Source organism: Sporomusaceae bacterium (genome assembly GCA_031460455.1).
GTDB lineage: Bacteria > Bacillota > Negativicutes > Sporomusales > UBA7701 > Anaeroselena.
Window position 1 is genome coordinate 1 of sequence record JAVKTQ010000038.1, and the last position, 2,434, is coordinate 2,434.

Annotated in this window: 4 protein-coding genes; all 4 read right to left on the minus strand. The window is 61.9% G+C overall.

Annotation, left to right across the window (positions count from 1 at the left end; translation table 11 throughout):
• The coding region (locus RIN56_20550) for an acetyl-CoA carboxylase biotin carboxyl carrier protein subunit (GenBank protein MDR7869184.1) at positions 1-269 on the minus strand (269 nt) is incomplete at its 3' end.
• Positions 270-305: 36 nt separating this feature from the next.
• Entirely contained in the window at positions 306-611 is a 306-nt protein-coding gene (locus RIN56_20555) for a hypothetical protein (protein ID MDR7869185.1), read from the minus strand.
• A gap of 26 nt (positions 612-637) precedes the next feature.
• Positions 638-2,167, minus strand: coding sequence for a carboxyl transferase domain-containing protein (locus tag RIN56_20560; protein ID MDR7869186.1), 1,530 nt, complete (start codon positions 2,165-2,167; stop codon positions 638-640).
• A 36-nt stretch (positions 2,168-2,203) separates the two neighbouring features.
• Positions 2,204-2,434, minus strand: a 231-nt coding sequence (locus RIN56_20565; GenBank protein MDR7869187.1) for a CoA transferase, incomplete at its 5' end; no start/stop codon positions are given.

A 2,434-nucleotide genomic window follows, 5' to 3' on the forward strand; every position in this document is an offset into this window, starting at 1 on the left:
TTCTTGACCTTTTGGCCCTCCTTGGCGATGACCTTGGTCACCTTGCCGGGCATAGGGGCGTTGATCGGGGTGTCGCCGGCGGCGACTTCGGCGGCCGGAGCCTTGGGGGCGGGAGCGGCGACCGGGGCAGCAGCCGGAGCGGCAGCGGCCGGAGCGGCTGCGGGAGCAGGAGCAGCGGCGGAAGCAGGAACGGCGGCGACGACTACGCCTTCTTCGGCCACCTCGACATTGTAGGCAACGCCGTTGACAATCACTTTGAATTTTCTCATTAGCATAATTCCTCCTTATATTGTTTTGGGGCTATACTATAACTGCCGTCCATCCATGATCTTCTGCCGGCCGGAGGCCGCCCAGGCGGCTGCGGCGCGGCGGAAGCGGACAGCGGTGCCGCCGCCGCCGGCGTGGACGATGGCTGCCGTAACCGCAGCCGCCAGCTCGGCGCTCGCATCTTCCATGACGATTCCGACGCCGGCGCTGATGGCGGCGATAACTTCCGGCGTCTGCCCGCCGGCATGAGCCTCAGCAACGGGAGGCTTCGCCTTGGCCTTCTTCGGCTTTGCCTTAGGCGCTTCTTCCTGCTTGCCGCCGAACAGCGAATCGAAAAAACCCATTTTTCTTGCCCCTTTCCGTCAGCGGCTTATACCGGGAAATTGCCGTGTTTCTTGGCCGGCCTGGACTCGCGCTTGGAGGCGAGCATATTGAGAGCGGTGATGATTCGCGGCCGGGTTTCCGCCGGCTCGATAACCTGGTCCACATAGCCGCGCTCGGCCGCTTTGTACGGGGTGGCGAAATCTTCGACATACTGGTCGGTCTTGGCTTTGGCGTCGGGGTCGCCCTTAAAGATGATGTTGGCCGCGCCGGCCGGGCCCATGACGGCGATTTCCGCGCTCGGCCAGGCGAATACCTGGTCGCCGCCGAGGTGGCGGGAACACATGGCGATATACGCGCCGCCGTATGCCTTGCGGGTAATGACGGTGACCTTGGGGACAGTGGCTTCCGAGTACGCGTACAGCATTTTGGCGCCGTGGCGGATGATGCCGCCGTACTCCTGGTCGGTGCCGGGCAGGAAGCCGGGCACGTCGACGAGGGTAAGCAAGGAAATATTGAAGGCGTCGCAGAAGCGGATAAAGCGGGCCGCTTTGTCGGAGGCATTGACATCCAGGCAGCCTGCCAAAACGGACGGCTGGCTGGCGATGATGCCGACCGTCTGGCCGTCGAAGCGGGCGAAGCAGGTGATGATGTTCTTGGCGTAGTGCTCGTGAACTTCGTAAAACTCGCCCTTATCGACGAGCTTGGCGATGACGTCTTTCATGTTGTACGGCATGTTGGGGTTATCCGGTATCACGGTGTTGAGGCCGGCATCCATTCTGTCCGGATTGTCGCCGGTCTCGACGACGGGAGCATCTTCGAGATTGTTGGACGGCAGGAAGCCGAGCAGGTAGCGGACCTGGCTCATACAGTCCTCGTCGTTTTCGGCGGCGAAGTGGGCCACACCGGAGACGGAGTTGTGGGTCACGGCGCCGCCGAGGGCTTCGGCGGTGACTTCTTCGGCGGTAACTGCTTTTATGACCTGGGGGCCGGTGATAAACATCTGGCTGGTGTTCTTCACCATGAAGACGAAGTCGGTCAGGGCCGGGGAGTATACGGCGCCGCCGGCGCATGGCCCCATGATGACCGAAAGCTGGGGGATGACGCCGGAGGCCAGGGTGTTGCGGTAGAAGATGTCGCCGAATCCCGATAAAGAATCGATGCCTTCCTGGATGCGGGCGCCGCCGGAGTCGTTGAGGCCGACGAGGGGCGCGCCCATCTTGACGGCCAGCTCCTGCACCTTGCAGATCTTGGCGGCGTGCATTTCGCCGAGCGAACCGCCGACGACGGTGAAGTCCTGGGCGAACACGTACACGAGGCGGCCGTCGACCGAACCGTAGCCGGTCACGACGCCTTCGCCCGGAGCTTCTTCCTTCTCCATGCCGAAGTAGGTGCAGCGGTGATGGACGAATTGGTCGAGTTCCACGAAGGTGCCGGGGTCGAGAAGCTTCCCGATGCGCTCGCGGGCGGTCATCTTGCCGCTGGCGTGCTGTTTCTCGGTCCGTTTGACGCCGCCGCCCTGTTTGACTTTTTCCTGGCGGGCTTTGAGATCCCGGATCTTCTCCTGAATAGTAGCCAATGTTACACCTCCAACAGAAAGTCTATAGAAATATCCTTATAACACTTTGTCAGCCTTGAGTCTTCGAACCTGCCCGGACGACAATCCCAATAGCTGCGTTAAAATCTCCTCGGTGTGCTGGCCGAGCATGGGGGCGGGGGTATCGACGCTGCCGGGGGTGGCCGACATTTTGATGGGCACGCCGGCCATTTTGACCGGCCCGGCGACAGGGTGGTCTGTTTCGACGATCATTTCGCGGAAGATGATCTGCGGGTCGGCGACGACTTT

Coding starts and splice junctions, on each gene's coding strand:
- RIN56_20555 (MDR7869185.1), bottom strand. CDS start 611: ATGGGTTTTTTCGATTCGCTGTTCGGCGGCAAGCAGGAAGAAGCGCCT.